Here is a 23,361-nt window from a genome sequence, read left to right as displayed (position 1 = left end):
CCGCGCAATGCTGGATTTTCTGGAACTTGAGGAGACCGTCGGCCGGGCCTGGCATCGGCTGGTCGGCAATACCGGCAGTTGGCCACGCCATCCGGATCATGCCGTGCGGCTGGAGGATATCCGCCCGGTGCTCGCCGTCTGCTTTCGCGGCTTTGGCGGGGAGGGCGCGGTGCAGATCGCGCCGGCGCGGGGGCGCACCTCGACGCATCGGCTCAGGTTGCGCCAGCGCATGGGCCTAGGCGAGGAGAAGCTGGTACAACCCGGCCGCGACCACGCGACTGTCATGCTGCCCGGCAGTATCGATCTGTTTGCTGACCGCGACCTTAACCGCGACCTCTATGTCTGGCTCACCGCCGCCATGGCCCTGATGCCGCTCGATCCCATTGCCGAGAGCGATCCGCTCCAGCGCGACCTTGCCGTTCTCCAGCGGGCGGAGGCGACCGCAAAAGTGGTGCTCGCGGCCTTCCCCGGCCTCGCGAGGCGTTACCGCCGCCTTTGCGCCGCCGCCTTGGGAGCGCGCCAGCCCCGGCCGCTTCCCTCCGTCGAGCGCCATGTCGAGAACCGCATCCTGAGCCTTCTGCGCAAAGGCGCGGGCCTCTCGGACAACACCATGCCGGTGATCTTCCCGCACTGCGCGCCGGCCGGCTATCTACCCATGTTGCCCGTGCCGCTCTGGCCGGATGCGCTCCTGCGCGAAGAGGGCGAGGGGCGCGGCGAGGAGGACCAGCCGGTGAGCGGAGGCACGCCCGAGACGCCGGAGACCGGGCGCCATGTGGCGCTGCGTGAGAAGGCGGAGAACCGCAAGAGCGAACGCAGTCCCTTCATCCTCAACCGCTTCGAGAAGATCCTGGCGATGGCCGAGATGGTCAATGTCGACCGTCCCGGCGACGATAGCGACGACCACGATTCCTCGGCTGCCGACGAACTCGACGACATGACGCTCGGTGAGCGCAAGGGCCGCCCGGCCGCACGCTTCCGTTTCGATCTCGACCTGCCGCCGGAGGCGCTCGACCGCACGCGGCTGACGGGCGAATTCACCTATCCCGAATGGGATTATCGCACGGCGACCTACCTGCCGGACCATTGCCGGGTGCTGGCCTCGCCCGTGCCGGATACGGCCGCGGTGCCGGAAGCGGATGCCGACACAAAAAGCCTCATCCGCCGCGTGCGTCGGCAGTTCGAGGTGTTGCGGCCCCGTCATGAAATGCTGCGCGCGCAGCTCGACGGTGCAGAACTCGATCTGGATGCGGTGGTGCGGGCGCGCAGCGACCTTGCCGCCGGCGGGCAGGGCAGCGACCGCATCCATCAGATGAGCCGGCCGCAGGCGCATGACCTCGCCGTCACCATTCTCGTGGATGTCTCGCTCTCCACCGACGCCTGGTTCGACAACCGCCGGGTGCTCGACGTGGAGAAGGAGGCGCTGCTGGTGCTCTCCCACGGCCTTGCCGCCTGTGGCGACAGCCACTCGATCCTTACCTTCACCTCGCGCCGCCGTTCCTGGGTGCGGGTCGAGACGGTGAAGGATTTCGGCGAACCGATAGACCATGGCGTGGAGGCACGCATCGCCGCGCTCAAGCCGGGCTTCTACACGCGTATCGGCCCGGCGATCCGCCATGCTGCGGCGAAGCTGCGCGAACAGCCGAACCGCCGGAAACTCCTGCTGATCCTCACGGACGGCAAGCCGAACGATGTCGATCACTACGAGGGCCGGTTTGCGCTGGAGGACAGTCGTCGCGCGGTCAGCGAGGCACGGCGCACGGGCCTCAGCGTGTTCGGCGTGACGGTCGACCGGGAGGCGCAGGCCTATGTGCCCGCCATCTTCGGGCGCAACGGCTATGCCATCGTCAGCAACATCGCTCGGCTGCCTGCGGCGCTGCCGGCGATCTATCGCGGTCTCGTGGGATAGAGGACACGGGAGTTGCGAGAAAGGCCCGGCGTGCCGCACCACGCCGGGCCTTTTGCTTTCTCGAATTGTGGTTTCAGGCCGCCTTGCTGTGCGTGCGGGCCGACTGGTCGATATAGGCATCGAAGGCGGCGGCGACCGCGCGGATGATGAAGCGGTGATCCTGCCGCACCGTGACCGTGCCGCCCCGGATGTCGATCGCACCGTCTTCGGCAAGCGCCGCCAGCCGGGCATTGCCTTGCAGGAGCGGGGCCGCATCAAAGCCGTGCCGGGCGGCAATGGTGGTCATGTCGGCGCGGAAGTCGCACATCAGCCGCTCGATGATATCGGCACGCAACCGGTCCTCTGCGGTCAGCCGATAACCCTTGACGGTGGCGAGGCGGCCCGAGGCGATGCGCTGGGCGTAAAGTCCCGGCGGCACCTCGTTCTGGATGTAGCCTGCCGGCGTGCGGCCGATGGCCGAGGCGCCGAAGCCGATCAGCGTTTCGCAGGCATCCGTCGTATAGCCCTGGAAATTGCGACGCAGCCGGCCGCGCTTTGCAGCGACAGCGAGATCATCGCTCGGGAGCGCATAGTGATCGAGGCCGAGGCGGATATAGCCGGCGGCAACGAGCGTTTCAGCAATCGCCTCCGCCTGCTCGGCGCGTGCCGAGGCATCCGGCAGCGCGCGCTCATCGATCAGCCGCTGGTGCTTTTTGAAGGAGGGGATGTGGGCATAGCCGAAGACGGCGAAACGCTCCGGCCGCATGGCAACCGCCGCCTTCGCCGTGTCGATGCAGGACTGGACCGTCTGGTGCGGCAGGCCGTAGATGAGATCGAAGTTGATGCCGCTGACGCCTGCTATGCGCAGCCGCGTCACGGCCTCGGCGGTCTGCGCCTCGCTCTGCATGCGGTTGATCGCCTTCTGCACGACGGGATCGAAACTCTGCACGCCGAGGCTGGCGCGGGTGACGCCCGCTTCGCCGAGCGCCGCCGCCATTTCCGCCGTCAGCGTGCGCGGATCGATCTCCACGGCGATCTCCGCTCCTGCGACGAGGCCGAAACGGGCACGCAGCAGACCGATCAGGTCGCGGAACTCTTCCGGCTGCATGATCGTCGGCGTGCCGCCACCGAAATGGATGTGCCTGACCTTGATGCGGTTTTCCACGCGTTCGGAAACGAGGCCGATCTCCTTTCGCAGCATGTCGATATAGTCGAGGATTGGCTCGTCCTTCTGGGTGATGGTGGTGTGGCAGCCGCAGTACCAGCACATGGACCGACAGAAGGGGATGTGCAGGTAGAGCGAGGCCTCGGTGCCCGGCTTGATGGCCGAAAGCCAGTCGTCATAGGTGCCGGCGCCGATGATGGGGGAAAAGCCCGGTGCTGTCGGATAGCTCGTATAGCGCGGCAGCCGCGCCTCGCCGTATTTCTCGATCAGGGCCTGTTGCATGGCGCTCTCCTTAATCCGTGTGTCGATGGCGAGAGGGTAGGAGCGGCGGGGGCACCCTTCTTTGCGAAAAGCCAAGCAACGGCGCGCAAGACCTGAAAATCCGCAATTGTTTGCGCAGGGTCAAAGTGCCGGGCGCGGCGCGGGGTTAGCGTCAGGCGGTTCCGGTCGGGTCGGGCCGTGCCCTTTCGGAATGCGATTGGAGCGGCCGGGACGGAAACACCAAACCATGTCTGAGACCCTGGACAAGCCCCTGATCGACGTACGCACCATTCCCCCGCGGGAGCGCCATCCACGCATTTTCGGCATGCTCGGCGCCCTGATGCCCGGCAAATCCATGCTGATCACCAGCGACCACGATCCGCGGCCGCTGCACTATCAGCTCGAAACCAATTTCCCCGGCCAGTTCGGCTGGGATTATCTCGAACAGGGGCCGGAAGTCTGGCGCGTCGAAATCGACCGGCTGGAAGACGGCGGCGCTTGCGACTGCTGCTGCGGCGCGGACCACTGAAACAGCGCGGCGAAGGAAACCGACATGCCGGGCGCAACGCTCTCTCGCTGGACCATGTCCTACTTCGCCGCCGCCTGCCTCATGCTCGTGGCGGGGCAGGGGCTGATGGTCGCCGGTTACGGCTATCCCTCTGCCGATGTCGGCGCGCCGGAAACGCTGGTGCTGGTCCATCTCGTTGCGATCGGCTGGCTTAGCCTTCTGATGGCCGGTGCGCTTCTGCAGTTCGTGCCCGTGCTCATCGGCCGTGCGATCGTCGGCGGGCGTTTCGCCGCGCCGGCTTTGCTATTGCTGCTCGGCGGGCTGGGCTGTCTCGTCGGCGGGTTTGTTGCTTTGTCAGGCGCCATCGATCTGCCGCTTGCGCTGCTGCCGGTTGGCGGCTTGCTGCTTCTGGCCGGTTTTGGCCTGTTTGCCGCGATACTCGCGGCGACGCTTTACGCTGCCCGACCTTTGCCGCTTCCCGCCCGTTTCGTCGCTACCGGCCTTGTCGCGCTGCTCGGCGCGGCGCTCATCGGTTTCGCCTTTACCGGCGCCTTGTCGGGCGTCGTGGAAAGCCCGCTCCTGGATCGGCTGGTGGCCGATGGCGTTGAACTGCATGCGGCCCTCGGCCTCGGCGGCTGGCTGAGTGCGACGGCGGTCGGGGTCAGCTACCGGTTGTTCTCCATGTTCCTGCTGGCGCCGGAGGTCGAGCGATCGACCAGCCGCGCCGCCTGGTGGGGGGCAAGCCTTGCTGTCGGTCTGGTCACGACTGCGGTGGTTTTCGTGATGTCGGGGATTTTCGGCGGCACGCTGGCGTTTGCTTGCGCGCTGCTGCTGACGCTCGTGGCCGTCGCGCTCTACGGTGCCGATATCCTGCACATCTATCGTGCGCGAAAACGCAAGCAGGCGGAACTGAACATCCGCGCGAGCTTTGCCGCGCTGGCTTTGTTCGCCCTGTCCGTCCTTCTTCTCAACGTTCCCGCACTGCGCACCGGCAATCTGGTCGCGACGGTCGTCTATCTCTTCGTTTTCGGGTGGCTCACCGGGCTCGGGCTTGCGCAACTCTACAAGATCGTCGCCTTTCTCACCTGGCTCGAGGCCTATGGTCCTGTGTTGGGACGCGCGCCCGTGCCAAGGGTGCAGGATCTCGTCGACGAACGCCATGCCCATATCCTGTTCCGCATCTACTACGGTGCGGTGGTTGTCGCGACATTGGCGCTTGCCGCCGGCGCGACAGGCCTCTTCCGCGTGACCGTGGCGGCGCAGCTCTTTGCGACGCTTTGCCTGATGCGTGAATTCATCCGCGCTCGCCGCCTCTCCATCGTGCCGGCCGCTTTGCGCGCGCCTGCCGGAATGGTGCAGCCGCCCCTCTTCCTTCCCCCATCCGTTTTTCAAGGAGACAAATGATGCCCGACGTTTCACCCGAGACCGCGCCGAAAGTGCTCGATGTGCGGCCGATGCTGCGAAGCGGCGGCGAGCCGTTCCAGGCGATCATGCAGGCCGTGCAGGATCTGCGTCCGGGGCAGGGGCTGAAACTCCTCGCCACCTTTCGCCCGCAGCCGCTGTTTCGCGTGATGGAAGGCCGAGGCTTCGACCATGAAGTACGTGAGATCGAGGGTGGCAACTGGGAGGTGCTCTTCACGCCGCAGCCCGAGGCGGTGCCGGTTGCGGTCTCCGTCGATGCCGACCGTCCCGAGACCTGGCCAGACCCTTCCGAGCACCTTGATCTTACCGACCTCGACCCGCCGGAACCGATGGTGCGCATCCTGGCCGCCGCCGAGGCGCTCGAGCCGGGCAACGTGCTCTTTGCCGTCCTGTCCCGCGAGCCGCTGTTCCTCTTCCCGGAGCTGACCAAGCGCGGCCACCAGTGGGCCGGGAACTTCGACGAGGCGGGCTCTACCTACCGCATCCTCGTGCGGGTCGGCGAGGCTTGAAGGCGATGAACGAGATGGACAAGGCGACGCTTGCGGAGGATATCCGCGACGCACTGCGCATGATCATCGACCCGGAGATCGGCAGGAATATCGTCGATCTCGGGCTTGTCTACGACATCGCGGTGGAGGAGGGCGGCGTCGTCTATGTCACCATGACCACGACGACGCGCTTCTGCCCGGCGACTGATTTTCTCAAGGAGGCGGTGCAGGCCTGCGTCTGGTATGTGCCGGGTGTCGAATATGCCGAGGTGCGGCTGACCTACGAGCCGCCATGGACACCTGACATGATGGATGTCGCATAGAAGCAAATCGGCCCGGAGAGAACCTCCGGGCCGATTGCGTTTCACAGCGGTGCGCGGCGCTTCCGCGCCAGGATCGGGCTGTATTCCAGGCAATAGAGGCCGAAGGCGGCGATCCAGAGCAGGCCGGAGGCGGCGTAAAGGACGGGGCTGAGATCGGAAAACACCTCCGCGAGCGGGCGCACCAGCGCGCAGAGGATGAGCGCTCCGTAGGAGGCGACTGTCATCTTCGACGCGACGAGCGCGCGGCCGGTATGGCCGAGGCTCGCCCGCGTCATGACGGCCAGCATCATGCAGGCGATGGCGCCGACCGAGAGCAGGTGAAGCACCGAGCGCTCTTCCAGAAAGCCGAGCGCGCTGAGGGTTATGGCGAAGAGGCTAAGCGGTATGAAGATATAGGCGATGTGCAGGATGACCAGGATGCGGTCCGGCGCCACCGTCCAGCCGCGCCAGCGGTGCAGGCGGATGCCGTGGAGTACGGCCGCGGCAAGACCGGCGGCGGCGGTCGCCGGGTGGTCCGGCAGCACGGACCACAGGCCCAGCGCGCCGGTGCCGGCGAGGATCGCGACCATGTCGTAGCTGTTGTAGGGCACCGGAAAATCCGTGCGGCCCAGCTTGTTCAGCCAGTTGCGCGTAAAGCTCGGAATGATGCGTCCGCCGACGATCATGACGAGTACGACATAGGCTGCGACGGCGAGCCGGATCGCCATATTGTCATGGCCGCCATGGATTGCCGCTACATGATAGAGGGCGTTGGCGAGCGAGAGGGCGAGCAGGCCGGCGAGCACCTTCAGATCCTTCCACTTGCGCCCGGCCACGACCTCGCGCGTGCAGATGGCGAGGAGGGCGGGCAGGAAGAGCGCGTCGAGGGCGGCGGCGGTGGCCACGCCGATCACGTCGGAGGCAAGCAGCGCAATGCGCCCGGCGCACCACAGCGCGAAGAGGCCGGCAAGCGGCCAGCCTGAGACGGGCAGGCGCCCCGTCCAGTTCGGCACAGCCGTCAGAAGGAAGCCGGCGAGCACGGCGGAGGCGAAGCCGAACAGCATTTCATGGGCGTGCCAGTTCGGCGCGCCATAGGCCTCGGCCAGCGTGAGGTGGCCGGATATCGCCGCGATCCACAGGCCCATGGCCGCTATGGCCCAAAGCGCGGCACCGAGGAAGAACGGGCGGAAGCCGTAGGAGAAGAGCACCGGGCCGGTGCGGGAAAGGCCGCGCGCCACGGGGCGGCTGACGGATGGGCTGACAGGCATGATCGTCTCTTTCCTTTGCAATCGTCAGCTGGTTCTAAGGGATCGGCGGGGCGGCTTCTTTGCGAGATGGCAAAGAGCAAATCAGCCTCTGCCAAAATGCCGCAGCCGCCGGAAAGGCCTGTTTGTCCCATCACAAAGAGGTTTGCGCGAATGCTCCTAGAACAGAGAGGACCGGGCGATACACCGCTCCGGCCTTTCGAAAAGGAGACATTCAATGACCGAGCAGTTTCAGATGACCCGCCGCACGATCCTCGGCGGTGCCGCCTTTGCCGGCGTCCTGACGCCGATCATTGCGGCGTCGATGGCCCGCGCCGAAGGTGGCGCGATCGAGACGAACGCCGCCGCGACCGCGGCCGACATCGCCAAGCTGGAGCGCGTGAAGGTCGAGCTGGTGAAGCCGCCCTTCGTACATGCCCACACCCAGAAGGCCGAAGGCGGCCCGAAGGTCTATGAGTTCACCATGACGATCGAGGAAAAGAAGATGATCCTCGACGACAAGGGCACCGAAGTGCACGCCATGACCTTCGACGGCTCGGTTCCCGGCCCGCTGATGGTGGTGCACCAGAACGACTATGTCGAGCTGACGCTGATCAACCCCGATACCAACGAGCTGCAGCACAATATCGACTTCCATGCGGCGACCGGCGCGCTCGGTGGCGGCGCGCTGACGGTGGTCAATCCCGGCGAACGCACCGTGCTGCGCTTCAAGGCCACCAAGGCGGGCGTCTTCGTCTACCACTGCGCCCCTCCCGGAATGGTGCCCTGGCATGTCACGTCGGGCATGAACGGCGCCATCATGGTGCTGCCGCGCGAAGGCCTGACCGATGGCCATGGCAAGGAACTGACCTATGACCACGTCTACTATGTCGGCGAGCAGGATTTTTACGTGCCCCGCGATGCCGAAGGGAACTACAAGAAGTATCCCAGCGTCGGCGAAGCCTATGCCGATACGCTGGAGGTCATGCGGACCCTCACCCCGAGCCATATCGTCTTCAACGGGGCCGTGGGCGCACTGACGGGCGACAATGCGCTGAAGGCCAAGGTGGGCGACAAGGTGCTCGTCGTGCATTCGCAGGCCAACCGCGACACCCGCCCGCACCTGATCGGCGGCCATGGCGACTATGTCTGGCAGACCGGCAAGTTCCACAACGTGCCTGATGTCGATCAGGAAACCTGGTTCATTCCGGGCGGCACGGCGGGTGCGGCCTTCTATACGTTCCAGCAGCCGGGCATCTACGCCTATGTGAACCACAACCTCATCGAGGCCTTCGAACTGGGGGCGGCCGGACACTTCGCGGTCACCGGCGACTGGAACGACGACCTGATGACCTCGGTCAGCCCGCCGAGCGGCGCCTGAGGCCCTGTGAAACAGGCGTGCCCGCCCTGTGGCGGGCGCGCCTCCCGGACCGTGATCCCACGGTCCCTCTACCAATCGGCGCCCGTCCCGGACGCTGAACGATCGTCCGGGCGAGGCGCAAGGAGGCCTTCATGGCTGTGCTGACATCGAAACCCGGCATTCCCCTGATATCGCTTGTGCTTCCTGCCCTGCTGTTTACCGCGCTTGCCGGTACGGTCGCGATACAGACCGATCTTGTTGGCGCTACACCCGCCGGCCCCGTGCTCGATGAGCCGTTGACGGTGGAGATCGCACCCCGCACCTTCGACTATCGCGACAGCGGCGAGTTCTTTCGCAACGGCTTTGCCGTCGACGGGCCGGTGAAAAGCGTTACCGCCCGCCGCCCGCTCACCATCATGAAATACCAGGTGACGGCTGCGGACTACGGCCGCTGCGTGGCCGATGGCGCTTGCGCGCCGGCCGAGCCGAGCTTTGCACCGGCGGACGCCACAACCACGCCCGCGACCGGCGTCAGCTACGACGATGCCAGCGCCTATGCCGGCTGGTTGAGTGCGCGCACGGGCGAGGTCTGGATTCTGCCGACGGACCGGGATCTTGCCTTCGCCGCCGGCTCGCGTTTCCCCGACGATGCGCTCGGCGTCGACATCGACAGCACCAATCCCGCCGACCGCTGGCTTGCCGATTACAATCGCGAGGCGGCGCGCAAGGCCTCGCGCGATCCCGTGCCGCAGCCGCTCGGTCGCTTCGGCGAGAACGAATACGGCTTTGCGGATTTCGCCGGCAATATCTGGGAATGGACGGCGACCTGCAATCGCCGCGTCAATCTCGACAAGGCGGGCGCGGTGGTGAACGATGTCTCGTCGTGCGGCATCTATGTCGCGAGCGGCAAGCACAGGGCGGCGATGAGTTCGTTCGTGCGCAATCCCAAGGGCGGCGGCTGTGCGGTCGGCGTGCCGCCCGACAATGTCGGCTTCCGGCTCGTCAAGGATACGCGCTGGTATGCGCCGCTTCTCGCCAAACTTCGGGCGAAAGGACTGGCGCTCTGAACTTTCGGCCGGTGGAGAGGCGTGATAGAAGCCGGGTGCTTTAAGCCGATGAAGGCGCACGCAAAAGGACATGATTGTGAAGATTGACCGGACCGTCGTCCGGTCGCTTGCCCTGTTTGACAGGATGAGCGACGAGGATCTCGACAGGCTGCTGAACCATGCGACCGCCCGGCGCGTGGCGCAGGGCGATGCCGTCTTCGAGCAGGGCCAGCAGGCGACGAGCTTTTTCCTCCTGCTGCATGGCCGCCTCAAGGTGACGCAGGTGACGGCGGATGGCCAGCAGATCATCGTGCGCGTCGTGCATCCCGGCGATCTCTTCGGTTTTGCCAAGGCGCTGCAGCGCTCCGACTACCCCGGCACCGCGAAGGCTGCGACCGAAAGCGTCATTCTGGGCTGGCCGACGGATCTCTGGCCGCATTTCGTCGAACAGAACCCCCGCCTTGCCGTTACCGCCATGCAGACGATCGGCCAGCGGCTGGAAGAGGCGCATACCCGTATCCGCGAAATGTCGACGCAGGAGGTGGAGCGACGCGTCGCGCACGCGGTGCTCCGGCTTTCCAAGCAGGCCGGCCGAAAGGAAGGTGACGGCATCCGCATCGACTTCCCGATCTCGCGCCAGGACATCGCCGAAATGACCGGCACGACGCTGCACACCGTCTCGCGGATCCTCAGCGCCTGGGAATCGCAGGGGCTGGTGCAGGGTGGCCGACAGAAGCTGTTGATCTGCGACCTCGTCGGTCTTTCGGCACTGGCCGAGGGCGCACGCGAATAGGACGGGCATGCCTGCCGCCTGAAACATCGCCGCCGTCGCATCTGCGCCGGAAAGAGGCGCTGTTGCGCATGAATTCAATCTTGTTGAACAATCATATTCTTGATATTCAACAATGGTGGATTTCTTCGGGGCAGGATGCGCGGTTTCCCGCGCTCCCCGGGATGAGAGGGAGGACTTTCATGAAGCCGAATCCGATTACCGCAGCACCGGCCGATGCCGGCGCCCGCAAGGCGATCAAGCCGGTCGTCTGCTATCCCGTCGAGACGCTGCCGCGTCCGGACCTTTCCACCTATCGCGCGCTGCGCGATGATCTCACCCTGGTCGAGACCGTGATCGTGCCGCCGCGCGAGGCCGCGACCTGGTCGGTGCCGGCGGGGCACTTCTGCCGCCTTGTCTGTTCCGAGGGCCCGCAGGTCGGCGACCTCAATCTTTTCAATGCCAACGACCTCAAGGAAAAGCTCTATACCGGCAAGACGCGGGCGCTGAACGGCACGCATGTCGGCCTCGGCGACCAGCTCTTCTCGAGTTTCCCGTATCTTCGCCCCATCGCCACCATCACGCACGATACGCTCGACTGGTACGGTTTCGACGAATTCGGCGGTGCCGTGCACGACGTGATCGGCACGCGCTGCGATCCCTATACGCACAATCTGCTCAGCGACGGCGGACAGTACCATCATTGCTGCCATTCCAACCTGACGCGCGCCTTCGCCAAGAAGACCGGCATGGCGCCGCGCGAGGCGGAGACCTATGTGCATGATGTGCTGAACGTTTTCATGTGCACGGGTTTCACCCGCGATACCGGCCAGTATTTCATGAAGGCAAGCCCGGTGCGGCCGGGCGACTACCTGGAATTCTTCGCCGAGATCGACCTTCTCGGCTGCATGTCGGCCTGCCCCGGCGGGGACTGCTCGTCGGAGCACTCATCCGACACTGCGGCCTGCCATCCCATGGTCGTCGAGATCTACAAGCCCAGGGGGCTGCCCGCAGGCTGGGCGCCGCCACCGGTCAACGGCTACGACGGCACCCACGGTCTTTAACCGCGAACCCTTTCCGGACGGCGGACGACGCGGACCTTTCCGCTGCGTCCGCCGCCGCAGAAGAAGCGATCACCGCCGTCGGACTCAAGTCCTGAGACGGCCGTGCCTTCGGGCATGACGAGCGTCTCCAGCACCGCGCCGGTCTCGGGATCGATCCGGCGGATGTCGCTCTCGTCGCCCTCCCAGGTGCCGTGCCAGAACTCGCCATCCACCCAGGTGACGCCCGTCACCATGCGGTTGCTCTCGATCGTGCGGATGATCGCGCCGGTTTGCGGATCGATCTGGTGGATTTTTCGACCGCGGTGTTCGCCGACCCACAGCGATCCCTCGGCCCAGGTGAGACCGGAATCGCCGCCCTTGCCGGGGGCGGGGATGGTGGAAAGCACGGTGCCGGAGGTGGGGTCGATCTTGTGGATGACGTCCTCGGAGATCTGGAAGAGATGGCGGCCGTCATAGGCGGTGCCGGCATGGGCGGCGAGCTCGATTGCGCGCAGAACGTCGCCGGTGTCGGGGTTGAAGGCGTTGATCCGGTTGCCGGCGGCAAACCATACGCTTTCGCCGTCATAGGTCACACCGCCCACCTGTTCCACATCGGGGAAGGGGCCGTATTCACGCAGGATCTGGGCTTGCGAGGTCGTCATCGTCATCTCCTTTGGATCGTTGGTGATCCGATGTTAGTCGCCCGGCAGCGGACCCGGGAGTAACAAGAGTGTCGAGAAGGCACCCGGCGTCGGCGTTAGCCAGCGCCGGGTTCGTCCGCGGCCGATCGACTGGACTTTCCCGGCGGCGGAAAGCCCCTCCAGCGCGCGCTGCACGGTGCGGGCGCTGGTGCCGAGCGCGATGGCAAGCGCGGAACTCGACCATGCCTCGCCATCGGCGAAGAGGGCAAGCACGTCCGCATACGGCTCGTCCCGTGGCGGCGCCAACACCGCAACGGACCGGCCGTCGCGCGGCAGGAGCATGAAGCCGTTCTTGGTGGCCTCGATGCCGGAAAGCGGCTCCAGCGCTGTCCGCAGCCGGCCCATTTCCACGCGCAGCCGGGCGCGGTGCGATTCATCGGCATGCCGCGCGCGAAAAGCGTTGAAAAGCAGTTTTTCCCGGCTGGCATCGCCGGGGAAGGCTTCTGCCAGCGTGCGCAACAGGGAGAAGAGGATAGGACGCGTGGCAAGCGACAGGCCGACCTCGCCGCGGCGCACGAGATGGCGGCAGGCGTCGATGACAAGCCGTGGTTCGGCGAACAGGGCCTCCACGCCGTCGGGAAGCAGCTCCTGTTCCGCGCCACCGGCGATCAGCCGTGCGGCCGGCTTTTCCAGCACGGTCGCGGCGTCCTCGATCTCCTTGATGAGGGCGGGGATCCGCGCCTGCCGCGCGGCCTCCATTGCCCGCGCAAAGGCGGCGCGTGCTTTCATCGTCTGCAGCCGGCGGATCGCGATGCCGGCGGCGGCGAGTTCGTGGGCGGCGCGCAGCGGGGGCGCGAGCGTGGCGGGATCGATCTCGGAGAGTAGGGTGCCGGCATCGTCCAGCCGGCCGATCAGCAGCAGGCGGCGGATGGCGAGCGTTCTCGCATGGGCGGCGTTGAGGGCATCGCCATGGGCGGCGAGCGTTTTGCCGGCGGCGGCGAGCGCCTTGACCGGCCAGGTGAGGTCGCGGGCGGCGAGCGCAATCTCCGCTTCCGCCACGACGCAACGCGCCCGCGCCACCGTTTCGCGCGGGCCGAAGGCGCCGATGGCGCTCTTCAGCAGCGCTTTCGCCCGGTCGAGATCGCCGAGCTGCGCCATGGCGATGCCGCGCAGGGCCAGCGCAGGCGCGTCGTCGCGCAAGGCCACCCGGTTTAAGGCGCCGAGCGGATCGCCCGTGGCAAGCGCCCGGGCGGCGGCTGTGATCATCGAGTCCATGCCGTTCCCGTCACATTTGTAACTCCCGCATTCGGATGCGCGCCGTCTAGCTTGAACGGGCCTTGTCCGAACGGGCAACGAGGTTGCCCGAGGCGCAATCAATAGATGGCAGCGGGACGCATTTTGCGAAAGCGCAAAATTTCGCACGGCCGATGTCGGGAACGGCGAATACCAGCGTCTTCTAGAGAGGCCGACGGGTGGGAATGTCCGCATTGCCTCCTGCTTCAGCCGCCGTTGGGAAGGTGTAGAGTGCCCGCCTGCCCTTGCTTTCGAGACAAGGGATAGGGCGTCGCGATCAATATCAGGTTTGGGGCGGTTCCGGCCGGGCCGGGTGACCGCGAAGGAGATGACAATGATCCATACGCATTATCGCTGGGTGATCGTGGCGGCGGGCGGTCTGCTCGGCTGCATCGCCATCGGCGCCATGTTCTCGCTGCCGGTGTTCCTGCTGCCGATTTCCAAGGATACCGGCTGGTCGGTGACGGGCGTTTCCACCGCCATGACCATCGGCTTTCTCGCCATGGCCTTCGCCAGCATGATCTGGGGCGGCCTATCCGACCGCTGGGGGCCGCGGCCCGTGGTGCTGGCGGGCTCGGTGCTCTTGGCCGCAAGCCTCGCTGCGGCAAGTGTCGCGACCTCGCTCCTGGCCTTCCAGTTCACCTTCGGCCTGATCGTCGGGGTGGCTGCCGCCGCCGTCTTCGCGCCCATGATGGCCTGCGTCACCGGCTGGTTCGACACGCATCGCAGCCTGGCCGTCTCGCTGGTTTCGGCCGGTATGGGCATGGCGCCGATGACCATGTCGCCGTTCGCCGCCTGGCTGGTCTCCGGGCATGACTGGCGCACCTCGATGCAGATCATCGCCGTCGTCGTCGCCGTGGTTATGATCCCCGTCTCCCTGCTCATCAAGCGTCCGCCGGCGCTGGAAGCGGGCAATGAAACCTTCGCCGTGGCGGACGAGCCGCAGGAGGGCATGACGACGCGCGATGTTCTGCGTTCACCGCAATTCATCATCCTGTGCCTGACGAATTTCTTCTGCTGCGCCACCCATTCGGGGCCGATCTTCCATACGGTGAGCTACGCCATCACCTGCGGCATCCCGATGATCGCGGCCGTAACGATCTACTCCGTCGAAGGCCTTGCCGGCATGGGCGGCCGTGTGGTGTTCGGGGTTCTCGGCGACAGGTTCGGGGCCAAGCACATCCTCGTGCTCGGGCTGCTGGCGCAGGCTTTCGGCGCGCTCGCCTACGTTTTCACCGGCGGGCTTGCCTCGTTCTACCTCGTCGCCGGCATTTTCGGCTTCATCTATGCGGGGGTGATGCCGCTCTATGCGGTCATTGCCCGGGAGAACTTTCCGCTGCGGCTGATGGGGACGGTGATCGGTGGCACCGCGATGGCCGGCAGTCTCGGCATGGCGCTGGGGCCGGTCGCGGGCGGGTTGATCTACGATACCTTCGCCAGCTACACTTGGCTCTATGTTGGATCCTGTGGCATCGGCCTCGGCGCGTTCCTGATCGCCATGACGTTCAAGCCGGTGCCGAAGGCACGGGAAACGCTGGTGGCCGCGTAAGGGGATACGAAACGGAGGAGGGTGGCCTTTCAGGCCGCCCCCGAGGGGTCGCCGATCGGCATCAACGCCGGCTTCGTCGCCTGCTCGCGCTTGATCTTTTCGTCTTCCATCTCCGGTTTCGCGTCGTTTTCAACCTGCCGATTGTCCGGAGACGAGGGCGTCGAGGCAGTCTGTGGGTGAAACTTCGTCATGGCCATTTCCTTAAAAATTCAGGAATTGTTGGGGGTCGCGACGTGCGCGCATGAGAAGGTCCAGCTCCCGTTTCGAGGGGCCGAATTTTTCGAAGAGCCGCCGGGCCTCCTGCTGGGGCAGGTCATAGGCCGCGCGGAAGGTTTCGACCGTATAGCGCTCCCCCGAAAGCCTGCGGTGCTCGGGAAAGAGCTTGGACTGTTCCGTCATGTGCGATCATGTCCAATCATCATGGTACCGACCTTGAACCGGCGGGCGCCCCGATTGTTCCTGCCAGCGAATGGAAAAAACCAGGCCGTTTCGCAAAATCCCGGGCGCATGGCTGCCGGGCGCCCCGGTCGCGCAGGGATGGCGTGAAGAAACGCGCGGTGAAAAATGACGTTTCAGGCGCGCATAACGTCGCCCGTCAGCTTGGCGCGGCGGTTGAGGTAGCCGGCAAGCGGGTCGTCGAAGGCGTTGTCCGCCGAGCAGACGGCATCGAGAAACAGCGAGAAGAGAGAGGCTTGCGAGGTGACATCGAGCTTCGCGTAGAGGTTTCGGCGGTGCAGCTTCACCGTCGCCGGCGCGATGCCAAGCTTGATCGCCGCCGCCTTCACCGAATGGCCGCGCAGAATGAGCTGCACCACCTGGCATTCCCGGCCTGTCAGAACGCTGCGGCCGAAATTGCGCACCGCCTGCGCCAGCGCGCTTTGCAGCAGCGGTTCGCCCTCCTGCTCGCCGGGGCGCAGGTCGCGGTAATGCCGCACGATGGCCTTGACGAGCAGCGGTGTCGCTGTGCGCAGGAATTTCAGGTCTTCGCTGGTGAAAGCGGGGCGCGTGCTGCGCCGTGCGAGCGAGATGGCGAATTTGGTGTCCGCATCGAGGCTGACGAGCACGTTGATCTCGTCCTGCAGGCCCGAATATTGGTAGAACTCTCGGTAATAGTCGCTGTCGTCGAAACCGGCGTCGAGTTGGCTAAGCTGGTGCACGCCGTCGATATTGTCCTCCAGCGTCAGCCGGTAGAACGGGTCCATCCGGTAATAGCCTTGCAGATATTGCTGGATGTTCGAAAGGCCGCGGTCGGTGCGCCAGTCGTTGAACAGGATTTTTGGCGCAAAGCCGCGGCGGTAGAGCAGCACGAGGCTGGCATCGAAGGCGACCCGCTGCTTGAGAGCCGTCATGATGCGTTCCTGGAAATCCAGGCGGCCGATGCCTTCCAGCAGCGCCATCGCGAGATCCGCGATGGCCGCGACCTGTCCGTCCTCACCCTGCAATTCGATCGTCATGTCTTCTCCGCGACCGGTCCCGGCCTCCCGCTTGCCTCTAATCCTATGCACGAAGTTTGCAGTTGTCTCGCCTCATCAAGAAGAGCAAGCGAGCATATTGCGTGATCTGAGATCACAGTATAGCGTCTGAAGATCTTCGGGAAAAGCCGCTTCCGGAGACATTCGCACGGCTTCGTGAGGGTGACGTCGGGGCGCGTTCCGTGTGAGAGCCGGCGAAGCCGGGCGGAATGTCCTGTGGTCACCTCGAGTTTGTGCGGGATTTCATATCCGGTCGTGCTGACGGGCGAGCCGGTTAGGCGAAGCGGCTGCGCCCTTTGCAGCGGAAGAGAAAGGAGAGGCCATGGTCGGCACGAGCGCATTCGAAAAGAGATACGGTTTTGCCCGCGATGCGGTGCGGCTCGGCAACTGGCGGCTGGCGCCGTTCAGCGCCTGGGCATACCAGAATGTCGGCGAACTCGTGCCAAGCGCCCATGTCTGGAGCGGTGCCGGCAGCGAGGAGATGGCGCAGGATCCCACCGCGCTGATGGCCGAAACGATCTTGCTGCCCGGGGGGAGCGAGACGATTTCGGCTTTTCTGGCGCGCTCCCATGCGGATGCGCTGACGGTGATGAAGTCCGGCAGATTTGTCGCCGACTGGTGCGCGCCGACGATGGATTTCGGCAACCGCCACATCGCCTTTTCCATCAGCAAGTCCATCGTCGCCGTCGTTGCCGGTGCCTTGCAGGCGGACGGCCTTCTCGATCCGCAGGCGCCGGTTACCGACTACGTGCCGGAAGCGGCAGGCTCGGCCTATGGCGATGCGACGGTGCGCAACGTGCTCGACATGGCGGTCGCGATCGATATCGACGAAGCCTATCTCGATCCGCAAAGCCCGTTTGCGCGCTATCGCAAGGCGATGCTGTGGAACCCCGGCGGGGGCGATGAAGGGCTGCGCGAATTCCTCTGCACGCTTCAGCGCCTGCCGGGAAACCACGGCGATGTCTTCCGCTACCGCTCGCCGAATACCGACATGCTCGGCATCATCCTGGAACGCGCCTCCGGCCGGCGCATGCCGGACCTGCTGCGGGAAAAGGTCTTTACACCGCTCGGCGCACGCGGTGCGGTGACGATCACCGTGGACCGGGAGGGGGCGAGCCGCGCCTCGGCGGGCATCTCGCTCACTCCGCGCGATCTGGCCCGCTTCGGCGAAATGATGCGGCAGGGCGGTGTGGCGAACGCAAACCGCCTCGTTCCCGAAGCCTGGGTGGCCGATACGATCGGTGGCGGCAGCAAGGAAGCCTGGGACAGGAGCGACTTTTTCACGCTCTTCCCGAAAGGGCGCTACCGAAACAAGTGGTATCAGACGGGCGAGGCCGCCTATTGCGGCATCGGCATTCATGGCCAATGGCTCTATATCGATCCCGCGACGGAAACCGTCATCGTGCGCATGTCCTCGCAGCCCGATCCTGTGACCGATCCGTTCGACCGCGACAACATCGCCTTTCTTGCGCAACTGTCCCGCATGGTCTGATTGCGGCAAGGTCGCGCCGGTCGCGGGACTTGCGTCGGCGCGGGAAAAACTCTTACCAAGGGCAGTTCCGGCAGGGTGCGGGTTTCGAGAGGCGGATATGGCGAAGAAGGCGACGAGCATCACGGCGATCGAGGCGCCCGTGCCCATGCACGAGCAGGTCTACCGGCAGATCGTGCATGCGCTGATGGCAGGCCATTTCGAACCGGGCCAGAAGCTCACCTACCGCAAGGTCGCCGAGCAGTTCGGCACCAGCCCCATGCCCGTGCGCACCGCCTTCCAGCGCCTGCAGGCCGTGCGCGCGCTGAACCTCCTGCCGAACGGCAGCGTGGAAGTGCCGCTTCTGACCGCGTCCTCGTTCAACAGCCTGACGGAAGCGCGTATCGCCATCGAAGGCACCGCGGCCGAACTCGCCACACCGCACCTCAACGGCAACAGCCTGCGCACCGTGCGCCACCATTGCAAGGCGCGCACGGAGGCGGCGAAGGCCGGCGACATCGACCGCTATCTGGAAGCCAATTTCGATTTCAAGTTTTCGATCTACCAGCACTGCGGCAACGAATATCTGCTGCACCTGATCGAAATCCTCTGGCTCCAGGCTGGCCCCTTCCTGCGCAAGCTGGTGGAAGGCACGACTTTCACGCCGACCGAGGCGCTCGACGTGGATTTCCATGAACGGATCATGGATGCGCTGGAAGCGAAGGACCCCGCGCGTGCCCGCGAAGCTGTTGCGCATGACATCCGGGAGGCCGGCCACTACATGCTGAAACACGCGAAATTCATGGGCTCGGACGCCGGCTAGCTGCCCTCCAGAACGGCGATGATGCACTTGAACTGGCTTGTCCAGCGGCGAAGCGTGCTGGGATGCGAAAGCCAAGGCGCTGAACGCCGGGATGTCCCTCCGTACCGTCGCCCATGAGGCGGAATAGGCGTGGTGTCCCAAGGTCGGGAGCCGGGCAATAAATTGCTTTGTTTCCTCGAAAAACCTGCTAGCGTTGCGTGCGGTTTAGGCCTTCCGTGCTTTTCAGGTTGTATTCGAGGGAGAATTCATGGAGACGCAAACCCGGGCCGATGGCCCAGATATTTCCTATATTTCGACAGGCCACTTGCCTTCGCCTGATGACGTGCAACGGCTTGTGGAAGAAGCCCACCGGCGTTTCAAATCGAACTCCGATGGACAGAATTCCCAGGTCTATCCGGCGCTTGCCAATGTAGCCCAAGGCCTGTTCGGCGTGTGCGTCGTCAGCACCAACGGCCGCATTTATGCGGCCGGAGACACCGACCACGAATTCTCGATCATGAGCGTGTCAAAGCCATTCCTGTTCGCGCTGATCTGCGACGTGATCGGGCCGGAAGCCGCACGCGCCAAGCTCGGAGCAAACAGCACCGGCTTCCCCTTCAATTCGCTCGCTGCGATCGAACGCAGCCCCGACGGGCGGACCAATCCCATGGTGAATTCGGGCGCGATCGCGACGACGAGTCTGGTGCCGGGCGCCAATACCGATGAAAAATGGAAGTTTATTCATGACGGATTGTCCAAGTTCGCCGGCCGTCAATTGCCTCTGAACGAAGAGGTCTATGCCTCCGCCTCGGACACCAATTTCCGCAACCGCGGAATCGCGCGCACGCTGCAGAGCCTCGGCTGTATCTATTCCGATCCGGTCGAGGCTACGGATCTCTACACGCGGCAGTGCTCGCTGAACGTGAGCGCGAAGGATCTGGCGGTGATGGGCGCGACCTTGGCCGACGGCGGCGTCAATCCGCTGACCGGGGAGCAGGTCGTCAGCCCCTCCGTCTGCCACTATGCGCTGGCGGTGATGGCGACCGCAGGACTTTATGAGACGTCCGGCGATTGGCTGTTCGACATCGGCCTGCCGGGAAAGAGCGGCATCGGCGGCGGTATCGTCACCGTATCCCCCGGCAAAGGCGGGCTCGGGACATTCGCCCCGCCGCTCGACAGCGCCGGAAACAGCGTCAAAGGGCAGTTGGTTGCGAAATTTCTTTCGCAGCAACTTGGTATGGATTTGTTTGTCTCGCAGCCGGAGCGCTGAAGGCAGCATATGCCGGGTCGGCGCCGCTGATCCGGTCAGGACCTTACAGGAGATATCCATGTCAGCAGATGCGGCCTCGCTTGATCAAACCGAAGTCCAGGAATCCTGGGTGCCGATGATCGCCATCGCACTTGGGCAGATGATTATGTCGTTCAACGTCGCTTCCCTGCCCGTCGCGCTTGGCGGCATGGTGAAGAGCTTCAACGTTCCGCCAACGACGATCGCCACCGGCATCGTCACCTATTCGATGCTGGTCGCGGGCTTCGTTATGCTCGGCGCCAAGCTCACTCAGCGCTACGGCGCGCTCAACGTCTTTCGCATCGCGGTGCTTGTCTTCGGCGCTGCGCAGGTGCTGCTGACGTTCAGCCCCAACGCGACCATGATGATTACCTCCCAGGCGCTCTGCGGCGCCGCCGCCGCCGTCATCGTGCCGTCACTGGTGGCGCTCATCGCTGAAAACTATCGCGGAAAGCAGCAAGCGACCGCGCTCGGCGCGCTTGGATCCGCCCGCGCCGCTGCCGGCGTGCTTGCCTTCATCATCGGAGGCGTTCTCGGCACCTATATCGGCTGGCGGCCGGCATTCGGCATCCTAATCGCCGTTTCGGCGATCGTCTTCTTCCTGAGCTTCCGCCTGAAGCCGGCCCAGGGCCGTCCGGATGTGAAAATCGACATGGTCGGCGTCGTTCTAGCCGCTACCGCGATCATTCTCATCAGCTTCGGCTTCAACAATCTGAACGGCTGGGGCATGGGGGTTGCCGGACCCAACGCTCCGTTCAACATTCTGGGCCTGTCGCCGGCGCCGATCTTCATTGTCGTCGGCATCGTGCTCGGCCAGACTTTTCTGATGTGGACCCGCCGACGCGAAGCGGCGCAGAAGACACCGTTGCTGGCGCTCGAAGTGATCGATTCGCCACAGGAACGCGCCGCCGTCTATGCGATGTTTTCGGTCGTGGCCCTCGAGGCCGCGCTAAATTTCTCGGTGCCGCTCTACATCCAGATCGTGCAGGGCCAATCGCCCCTCACCACCGCCATCGCCATGATGCCGTTCAACCTCACCGTATTTTTCGCGGCCATGCTCATCGTCCGGTATTTTGATCGTTTTACCCCCCGGCAGATCGGCCGCTACGGCTTCATCCTGTGCGCGGTCGGCCTCCTGTGGCTCGCCTTCGTGGTGCGCAACGATTGGAGCGCCATCCCCGTACTCCTCGGCCTGATCGTGTTCGGCATCGGGCAGGGATCGCTGGTCACGTTGTTGTTCAACGTGCTGGTCACCGCATCACCGAAGGAACTTGCCGGCGACGTCGGCTCGCTGCGGGGCACGGCCAACAATCTCGCGGCCGCGCTCGGAACCGCCGTGGCCGGTGCGCTTCTTGTCGGCCTGCTCAGCGCGGCGGTCCTGCGCAGTATCGCGGAGAACCCGCTGCTGCCGCCGGAAATCCAGTCCCAGGTCGATCTCGACAGCATCAACTTCGTCAGCAACGATCGGCTTGAGAGCGCTATCACGGCAACCGGCGCAACGCCGGAGCAAGTCGCCGAGGCGGTGCGCGTCAACACCGAATCCAGGCTGCGCGCACTGAAGATCGGCCTCCTGCTTATGGCCGGGCTTGCCTTGCTAACGATCATTCCGGCGTCGCGGCTCCCGAACTATCGGCCGGGCGAGCTGCCGCCACAACGCGCATAGGTGAGATCGTGGAGACGCTGCTGCCGGGTGGTCCCGTCTATGGGCCGGTATAGCGTCTCCATCTCTCCCCATTGTCGTGTCCACGCGGTCCACGGTTTTCGGCATCGCCCAGCAATCTCTAGCGCTGCTTGTCCGTAAAGCCAGACAGGGAAGAGTTCCCCGACCGCCTTCAGACCCGTGTTTTCCTGTCCGCAGGGGAGCGGAACAAATCTAGCGAATGGCACTCGCGATAACTGACCATCCCTTTTCGGGCTGGTCAGTTATCCGCCGGGCCTGGCAAAGACCAGGAGCTCAGTGCAGGGGAAAGCCCAGCGCCGAGACGAATTTCAGCCAGGGCAGCCGCCATCCGCCTTTCCGGTCCGCCGTGTCGAGTGCGTTCATGGTGATCTGCGCGCCGAGCCAGCGGAACGGTTCCGGCGGTACGATGGATGGCAGCCGGGTCGCAAATTCCAGCTTGCTTTCGGGCAGATGCGACCCGTTCAGGATGTCGAGCGCAATCCGTGCGCCGAAGCGCGAGGCGGACACGCCGAAACCGGAATAGCCGCCGGCATAGACGACCTTTCCGTCAAAGTAGCGCTGGAAATGCACGGCCATGCGCGTCGAGAGGTCGATGGCGCCGCTCCAGGCATGGCTGAAGCGCAGGCCTTCCAACTGCGGGAACGTCTCGAAGAAGGCGCCGGCCAGTGGCGCATAGGTTTCGCGTTCGCGGTCGATGGGGGGCGACGTGTCGCCGTTGAAGGCATAGGCGAGCCGGCCGCCGAAGATGATGCGGTTGTCCCTGGTCAGCCGCATGTAGTTCATCTGCGTACGCATGTCGTAGATGCCCTGCCGATTGCCCCAGCCGATGGCCGCCATTTGCGCGTCCGTGAGCGGCTCGGTGGCGAGCACCCGGTCGCGGATCGGCACGATGCGGCGCTTGATGTGCCTGTGGCCGGCCATGAACGCATTGGTGGCGAGCAGCACGCGGTCGGCGACGACGGAACCGTGCGGCGTCGTCACGCGCATCCTGCCGCCGGTTTCGTCGATGGTTTCGAGCGGGGTGTTTTCGTAGATTTCGACGCCGAGTTTCAGCGCCAGCTGCTTCAGGCCCCAGGCGAGCAGCGCCGGATGCACGGTGCCGGCGACGTCCTTCGTCCAGACCCCGGCCTTGTAACGCGGCGAGCGGATGTGTTCGGCGAGCGCCGCCTCGTCGAGGAAGACGGCATTATGCCCGTATTTGAGATGCAGCGCGTGTTCGTCGCGCAGGCTGTCGATCTGGCTGTCGTCGATGGCGACGTTGAGTTCGCCGCCCCATTCGGCGTGGCAGTCGATGCCGTTTTCGGAAATCGTCTGCATGAAGCCGCGCATGTTCTCCTGGCCAAGCACTTCCAGTGCCGCGATATCCCCGGGGAAGATGCGGGTGGCGTTGGAAAGGCCGTGCATGACCGAGGTGGAGACGACGCCGCCCGGACGGCCCGAGGCACCGCTGGCGACACTCGCCTTCTCGATCAGGATGACGGTATGCTCAGGCGCTGCCTGTCGTGCCTGAATGGCGGCCCAGAGACCGGTGAAGCCGCCTCCGACTACGAGCAGGTCGGCCTTGCGCGGAGCGGTGAGGGGAGGCAGCGTTTCCGGCCGGTCGGATCGATCCAGCCAGAAGGGCTCCATTTTCGCGTCGGCAAGCGCTTTCGATACCATGGCTCCGTCCTCCCC

22 protein-coding genes are annotated in these 23,361 nt (G+C 65.0%); 14 read left to right on the top strand and 8 right to left on the bottom strand.

Going from position 1 to position 23,361, the window contains the following annotated elements; translation table 11 throughout:
• The first annotated feature begins 7 nt into the window (after positions 1-7).
• A complete protein-coding gene (locus MUO32_RS13715; protein WP_257948863.1) occupies positions 8-1,906 on the top strand; it encodes a nitric oxide reductase activation protein NorD in 1,899 nt (632 codons plus the stop codon).
• A 73-nt stretch (positions 1,907-1,979) separates the two neighbouring features.
• Here MUO32_RS13715 and hemN read toward each other — a convergent pair whose 3' ends face one another.
• Entirely contained in the window at positions 1,980-3,332 is a 1,353-nt protein-coding gene (gene hemN / locus MUO32_RS13710) for an oxygen-independent coproporphyrinogen III oxidase (RefSeq protein ID WP_257948862.1), read from the bottom strand.
• Between the two features lie 226 nt (positions 3,333-3,558).
• On the opposite strand from hemN, the gene MUO32_RS13705 reads away from it, so the two are divergent.
• The 4 genes from MUO32_RS13705 to MUO32_RS13690 are packed head-to-tail and all read left to right on the top strand — an operon-like array spanning position 3,559 to position 6,052.
• Complete coding sequence (locus MUO32_RS13705; protein ID WP_257948861.1) at positions 3,559-3,840, top strand: DUF2249 domain-containing protein; 282 nt, start codon at positions 3,559-3,561, stop codon at positions 3,838-3,840.
• A gap of 24 nt (positions 3,841-3,864) precedes the next feature.
• A complete protein-coding gene (locus tag MUO32_RS13700) occupies positions 3,865-5,223 on the top strand; it encodes a hypothetical protein (protein ID WP_257948860.1) in 1,359 nt (452 codons plus the stop codon).
• Positions 5,223-5,750: a DUF2249 domain-containing protein gene (locus MUO32_RS13695; protein ID WP_257948859.1), complete on the top strand. Its 528-nt coding sequence runs from the start codon at positions 5,223-5,225 to the stop codon at positions 5,748-5,750. Before MUO32_RS13700 ends, MUO32_RS13695 begins: the two co-directional genes overlap by 1 nt.
• Before the next feature lie 5 nt (positions 5,751-5,755).
• The gene (locus MUO32_RS13690; protein ID WP_257948857.1) at positions 5,756-6,052 is read left to right on the top strand and encodes a metal-sulfur cluster assembly factor; all 297 of its coding nucleotides are present in this window, start codon (positions 5,756-5,758) and stop codon (positions 6,050-6,052) included.
• Between the two features lie 41 nt (positions 6,053-6,093).
• Here the strand turns inward: MUO32_RS13690 and MUO32_RS13685 are convergent, their stop codons facing one another.
• On the bottom strand, positions 6,094-7,299 hold the full coding sequence (locus MUO32_RS13685) for an NnrS family protein (RefSeq protein ID WP_257948856.1): 1,206 nt from the start codon (positions 7,297-7,299) through the stop codon (positions 6,094-6,096).
• Between the two features lie 214 nt (positions 7,300-7,513).
• Between MUO32_RS13685 and nirK the strand changes: the two genes are divergently transcribed.
• From nirK to MUO32_RS13665, 4 genes are all read left to right on the top strand, one after another.
• Positions 7,514-8,656: a copper-containing nitrite reductase gene (gene nirK, locus MUO32_RS13680; RefSeq protein ID WP_257948855.1), complete on the top strand. Its 1,143-nt coding sequence runs from the start codon at positions 7,514-7,516 to the stop codon at positions 8,654-8,656.
• 131 nt (positions 8,657-8,787) lie between these two features.
• Entirely contained in the window at positions 8,788-9,702 is a 915-nt protein-coding gene (locus MUO32_RS13675) for a formylglycine-generating enzyme family protein (RefSeq protein ID WP_257948854.1), read from the top strand.
• Between the two features lie 76 nt (positions 9,703-9,778).
• Positions 9,779-10,474 (top strand): Crp/Fnr family transcriptional regulator, encoded by a 696-nt coding sequence (locus MUO32_RS13670; protein WP_257949222.1) that lies wholly within the window; start codon positions 9,779-9,781, stop codon positions 10,472-10,474.
• A gap of 179 nt (positions 10,475-10,653) precedes the next feature.
• Entirely contained in the window at positions 10,654-11,514 is an 861-nt protein-coding gene (locus MUO32_RS13665; protein WP_257948853.1) for a DUF1989 domain-containing protein, read from the top strand.
• Here MUO32_RS13665 and MUO32_RS13660 read toward each other — a convergent pair.
• A complete protein-coding gene (locus MUO32_RS13660) occupies positions 11,511-12,155 on the bottom strand; it encodes a glutamine cyclotransferase (protein WP_257948852.1) in 645 nt (214 codons plus the stop codon). The genes MUO32_RS13665 and MUO32_RS13660 overlap by 4 nt on opposite strands.
• A gap of 33 nt (positions 12,156-12,188) precedes the next feature.
• Positions 12,189-13,409, bottom strand: coding sequence for a helix-turn-helix domain-containing protein (locus tag MUO32_RS13655; RefSeq protein ID WP_257948850.1), 1,221 nt, complete (start codon positions 13,407-13,409; stop codon positions 12,189-12,191).
• A gap of 352 nt (positions 13,410-13,761) precedes the next feature.
• Here MUO32_RS13655 and MUO32_RS13650 point away from each other — a divergent pair, with 352 nt between their 5' ends.
• Positions 13,762-14,976: an MFS transporter gene (locus MUO32_RS13650; protein ID WP_257948849.1), complete on the top strand. Its 1,215-nt coding sequence runs from the start codon at positions 13,762-13,764 to the stop codon at positions 14,974-14,976.
• Between the two features lie 29 nt (positions 14,977-15,005).
• Here MUO32_RS13650 and MUO32_RS13645 read toward each other — a convergent pair whose 3' ends face one another.
• The 3 genes from MUO32_RS13645 to MUO32_RS13635 all read right to left on the bottom strand — a co-directional run bounded on the left by MUO32_RS13645 (position 15,006) and on the right by MUO32_RS13635 (position 16,430).
• Positions 15,006-15,167 (bottom strand): hypothetical protein, encoded by a 162-nt coding sequence (locus MUO32_RS13645; protein WP_257948848.1) that lies wholly within the window; start codon positions 15,165-15,167, stop codon positions 15,006-15,008.
• Positions 15,168-15,177: 10 nt separating this feature from the next.
• Entirely contained in the window at positions 15,178-15,375 is a 198-nt protein-coding gene (locus MUO32_RS13640) for a hypothetical protein (protein ID WP_257948847.1), read from the bottom strand.
• A gap of 173 nt (positions 15,376-15,548) precedes the next feature.
• Complete coding sequence (locus MUO32_RS13635) at positions 15,549-16,430, bottom strand: helix-turn-helix transcriptional regulator (RefSeq protein WP_257948846.1); 882 nt, start codon at positions 16,428-16,430, stop codon at positions 15,549-15,551.
• Positions 16,431-16,770: 340 nt separating this feature from the next.
• Here MUO32_RS13635 and MUO32_RS13630 point away from each other — a divergent pair, with 340 nt between their 5' ends.
• From MUO32_RS13630 to MUO32_RS13615, 4 genes are all read left to right on the top strand, one after another.
• On the top strand, positions 16,771-17,940 hold the full coding sequence (locus tag MUO32_RS13630) for a serine hydrolase (protein ID WP_257948845.1): 1,170 nt from the start codon (positions 16,771-16,773) through the stop codon (positions 17,938-17,940).
• A 97-nt stretch (positions 17,941-18,037) separates the two neighbouring features.
• On the top strand, positions 18,038-18,739 hold the full coding sequence (locus tag MUO32_RS13625) for a GntR family transcriptional regulator (protein WP_257948844.1): 702 nt from the start codon (positions 18,038-18,040) through the stop codon (positions 18,737-18,739).
• A gap of 247 nt (positions 18,740-18,986) precedes the next feature.
• Complete coding sequence (glsA, locus tag MUO32_RS13620; RefSeq protein ID WP_257948843.1) at positions 18,987-19,988, top strand: glutaminase A; 1,002 nt, start codon at positions 18,987-18,989, stop codon at positions 19,986-19,988.
• A complete protein-coding gene (locus tag MUO32_RS13615) occupies positions 19,927-21,669 on the top strand; it encodes an MFS transporter (protein ID WP_257948842.1) in 1,743 nt (580 codons plus the stop codon). The genes glsA and MUO32_RS13615 overlap by 62 nt, the downstream gene beginning before the upstream one ends.
• A 291-nt stretch (positions 21,670-21,960) precedes the next feature.
• On the opposite strand, the gene MUO32_RS13610 is transcribed toward MUO32_RS13615, so the two are convergent.
• Positions 21,961-23,346, bottom strand: coding sequence for an FAD-binding oxidoreductase (locus tag MUO32_RS13610; protein ID WP_257948841.1), 1,386 nt, complete (start codon positions 23,344-23,346; stop codon positions 21,961-21,963).
• Between the last annotated feature and the right edge of the window lie 15 nt (positions 23,347-23,361).

It is taken from the genome of Shinella sp. CPCC 101442, assembly GCF_024704725.1.
Taxonomy (GTDB): Bacteria; Pseudomonadota; Alphaproteobacteria; order Rhizobiales; family Rhizobiaceae; genus Shinella.
The sequence above is the reverse complement of the archived record's forward strand: the minus strand, read 5'-3'. Positions and strand labels throughout refer to the sequence as shown.